4 protein-coding genes and 1 pseudogene are annotated in these 3,598 nt (G+C 75.5%); 3 read left to right on the top strand and 2 right to left on the bottom strand.

Going from position 1 to position 3,598, the window contains the following annotated elements:
• A pseudogene (locus ACFU7Z_RS37675) lies at positions 1 to 104 on the bottom strand (type I glyceraldehyde-3-phosphate dehydrogenase); the annotation flags it as partial.
• On the opposite strand from ACFU7Z_RS37675, the gene ACFU7Z_RS37670 reads away from it, so the two are divergent.
• Together ACFU7Z_RS37670 and ACFU7Z_RS37665 are read left to right on the top strand one after the other, a co-directional pair.
• The gene (locus tag ACFU7Z_RS37670) at positions 57 to 1,340 is read left to right on the top strand and encodes an MBL fold metallo-hydrolase (RefSeq protein ID WP_380782606.1); all 1,284 of its coding nucleotides are present in this window, start codon (positions 57 to 59) and stop codon (positions 1,338 to 1,340) included. The pseudogene ACFU7Z_RS37675 and the gene ACFU7Z_RS37670 overlap by 48 nt on opposite strands.
• Positions 1,341 to 1,435: 95 nt before the next feature.
• Positions 1,436 to 1,963 carry a hypothetical protein gene (locus ACFU7Z_RS37665; RefSeq protein WP_380782604.1) on the top strand — a complete coding sequence of 176 codons (528 nt, stop codon included), beginning with the start codon at positions 1,436 to 1,438 and terminating at the stop codon, positions 1,961 to 1,963.
• A 31-nt stretch (positions 1,964 to 1,994) separates the two neighbouring features.
• Here ACFU7Z_RS37665 and ACFU7Z_RS37660 read toward each other — a convergent pair whose 3' ends face one another.
• Complete coding sequence (locus ACFU7Z_RS37660; RefSeq protein WP_380782602.1) at positions 1,995 to 2,546, bottom strand: NIPSNAP family protein; 552 nt, start codon at positions 2,544 to 2,546, stop codon at positions 1,995 to 1,997.
• 91 nt (positions 2,547 to 2,637) lie between these two features.
• Between ACFU7Z_RS37660 and ACFU7Z_RS37655 the strand changes: the two genes are divergently transcribed.
• Positions 2,638 to 3,567 (top strand): helix-turn-helix transcriptional regulator, encoded by a 930-nt coding sequence (locus tag ACFU7Z_RS37655; RefSeq protein WP_380782601.1) that lies wholly within the window; start codon positions 2,638 to 2,640, stop codon positions 3,565 to 3,567.
• The last annotated feature ends 31 nt before the right edge of the window (positions 3,568 to 3,598 follow it).

Here is a 3,598-nt window from a genome sequence, read left to right as displayed (position 1 = left end):
TCACGCTCGGCGGTCACCTTGAAGGTGTGGCCGTCGACGGTGATGCTGTCCTCGGTGTGCGAGACCTCGGCCTGGAGGGTGCCCAGGGTGGTGTCCTCCCGGACCCTGGTGCTCACGGGCGGCAAGAGCCCCGAGGGTTTCCACCAAGCCGCGCGGGCGCTCACCGAGGTGCTGCCCCACGCCGAGCACCGCACGCTCGACGGCCTCCACCACGGGAGACCTTCGACTTCGGCGGCATCACCCCGACCCCGCCGAACCGGACCTTCACCGGCGAGCTGGACGTGGCTGTCGGGCGGCGCACCGTCCGGCTGATCGAGGTCGGCCCCGCCCACACCCAGGGCGACATCCTGGTCCAACTGCCCGACACCGGTGTGCTGTTCGCCGGGGACCTGCTGTTCATCGGCGGCCACCCGGTGATCCACAGCGGCCCGATCGGCAACTGGATCGCCGTCTGCGACCGCATCCTCGGCCTGGACGTCGATACGATCGTGCCCGGGCACGGGCCGGTCGTCGGCAAGCCCGAGGTCCGCTCCTTCCGCGACTACCTGGAGCGGGTCCGCGACCATGCCGAGCGCACCCACCGGGCGGGCGTGCCGGTGCTGCGCGCCGCACGGGAGATGGACCTGATCGGCCTCGCCGACCTGGCCGACCCCGAGCGGCTGGTCCTCAACATCGGCGCTGTCCACCGCGAACTCAACGGCGACGGAACCCCGGGCGAGATGGAACTCCTGGGCCTCCTGGACGCGTACGAGCCCGCCCCGCTGCTGGCCCCGCGGGCCGGGGCCGAGGTCGCCGCCGAGGTCACCGCGCTGGCCGCGGGCCTGCCGGGCGTCGTCCGGCAGCTGTTCCCGGCTGAGGGAGCCGGGCCGCTGGAGGGCTTCCCGGTGCCCAACGTGCTGGCCACCATCGGGCACCACCCCGACCTGCTGACCAGCCTGGCGCCGCTGCTCGCCCTGCTCAACCAGGGCACGATCCCGCCCCGCGAACGGGAGTTGGCTGTTCTGCGCACCGCACACCGCACCGGTTCGACGTACGAGTGGCTGCACCACGTCCGGCTCGGCGGCCTCGCCGGGCTGAGCGGGCCCGAGATCGCCCGCGTCCCGGAGGGGCCGGACCACCCCGACTGGGCCGAGACCGACCGCGTCCTGCTGCGGGCCGTCGACGAGCTGCACGACGGGCACGCGCTCTCCCCGGCCACCTGGGAGGCGCTGGCGGACAGCTACTCCGCGCCGCGGCTGCTGGAGCTGCTGGCGCTGGTCGGGACGTACCGGATGGTGGCCGGAATCCTCAACTCCTGCCGGGTCCCCGTCGACGGCTGGCTCTCCGGGGCCGGCGCGTAGGGGCGGCAGCAGGAGCGGGCGCGTAGGGCACGTGCCCGGCGCGCGCAGGGAACGCGCACCCCGCCGTTGTCCGTGCCCGCTCCTACGATCGCCGCATGCCCGACGCCTTCACCGTCCTGTGGACCCAGCCGACCTGCCGCGCCCTGCGCAAGGCCGGCCACGTGGGTGCCCGGCCCCCGGTCGCCTTCAGCGGGGTGCACACCTCGCTGCCCGCCTGGTCGGGGGCCAGGGCCGGGGACGAGGTGTACGCGCTGCACGTCAACCGGTGCGAGGTGTTCGTGGTGAGCCGGATGCGGGTGGTCGACCGGGAGCGGGGCGACTGCTGCGGCGCCGCCGCCGCGAGCTGGGACGACCCGGCGTTCCCCGGGCACGAGGCCTGGTCGATGCTCGGCGCCGGCGGCTGCGGCGCCTCGGCGGTGCACGTGGACGCGACGCCGGTGCGCTTCGACCGGCCGGTGCCGGGCGAGCTGCTGGAGCGGCTCACCTGGCGCAACCGCCGCAACCGGACGCGGAACCTGAAGCACGTGGTGGACGGCCGCCTCGAACGGGCGGTCGGCCTCCAGGGGTTCTACCGCCTGGCACCGGAGTCGGCCGACGAGCTGGCGGGGCTCGTCGGCCCCTGACGGAGCGGGTGCGGCGGGGTGCGTCCGGGGGCTACGGCGTGACGGGTTCCAGCCGAAGTCGCCGGGACGGCCAGGGGGCCGGCTCGGCGGGGCCGAACCAGACGCGGACGTCCTCGCCGGTGCGGACGGGCAGCCGGGGGAAGTCGTTCTCGGCGTGCTCGGTGCGGTGCAACGCGTGGGCCGGGAGCAGGTGTTCGGTGGCGAAGGCGTCGAAGGCGGCGGCGTCGGCCGGGTGGCAGACGGTGGCGAGGACCTCGCGGGCGCCCGCGGGCGGGGTGAAGCAGGGGCCGCGCAGCAGCAGGACGTCGTCGCTGTCGACCATGGTGGCGTTGGCCGCGTCGCGGTGCTCCCGCCAGACCGGGCCGCCGTAGAAGGCCTCCAGGGCGCGCCGCCGGCCGGCCATGTCGGGGAAGGCGCGCAGCCAGACGAAGCGGTCCGGGTCGTCCAGGTCGCGGAAGCGGCCGCCGACGGTGATGCCGACCGCCTGCTGGCCGGTAACGAACTCGCGCTCGAACAGCTCGATCAGGGTCTCCCGGGCGCCGGGGTGCAGCGTGTACTGGCGGAGTTCGACGACGGGGCTCATGCGGCGGCCGTCCCGGTGCGGGTGAAGTCGTTCATGGGCCGCAGCGTAGGAGCGCTCCCCTGACATCCCCTGTCAGTGGATACTGGGCGACATGCGCGCGAGTCGGCTGGTCGCCCTGCTCCTGCTGCTCCAGAACCGGGGCCGGCTGACCGCCGAGCAGCTGGCGGCGGAGCTGGAGGTCTCCGTCCGCACGGTCTACCGGGACGTCCAGGCGCTCGCCGCCGCCGGTGTCCCGCTGTACGGCGACGCCGGGCACGCCGGCGGGTACCGGCTGGTCGACGGCTACCGGACCCGCCTCACCGGGCTGACCGCCGCCGAGGCCCAGGCCGCCTTCCTCGCCGCACTCCCGGGCGCCGCAGCCCAGTTGGGCCTCGGCGAGGCGCTCGCCGCCGCCCAGCTCAAGCTGCGGGCGGCCCTGCCGGCCGAGCTGCGCGAGCACGCCGGGCGGATCCAGGAGCGCTTCCTGCTCGACGCGCCCGGCTGGTACGGCGCCGCGGACGAGACCCCCCACCTGGCCGCCGTTGCCGCCGCGGTGTGGGAGCGCCGGGCGGTGGTGCTGCGGTACCGGCGCTGGCGGGCGCCGGAGGAGATCGAGCGGCGGGTGGAGCCGTACGGGCTGGTGCTCAAGGCGGGGCGCTGGTACCTGGTCGCCGCCGGGCCGACCGGGATGCGCACGTACCGGGTCGACCAGGTCGTCGAACTGCGCGAGCTGGACGAGGGGTTCGCGGTGCCGGACGGCTTCGGCCTGGGCGCGTACTGGGCGGACTACCTCGCCGACTTCCGGGCCCGGCTGCACACCGGGGAGGCGCTGCTCCGGCTCACCCCGGAGGGCGCCCGGCGCCTCGGGGTTGCCGCCGCGGCCGACGGCTGGACGGAGGCCCGGGTGCCGATCGAGTCGCTGGACCACGCGCACGGGGAGTTCCTGCGACTGGGCGCCGACGTCGAGGTCCTGGAACCGGCCGAACTCCGCGCCCGCATCGCCGCAACGGTCCGGACCCTGGCCGCCCGCTACGGGGGGTGACCCCCGGGCCCGGACAGCGGAACGCCCGACC

Source organism: Kitasatospora sp. NPDC057518, from assembly GCF_042802075.1.
GTDB lineage: Bacteria > Actinomycetota > Actinomycetes > Streptomycetales > Streptomycetaceae > Kitasatospora.
Note: the sequence above shows the minus strand (reverse complement) of the source record. Positions and strands in the feature narration are given on the sequence as shown.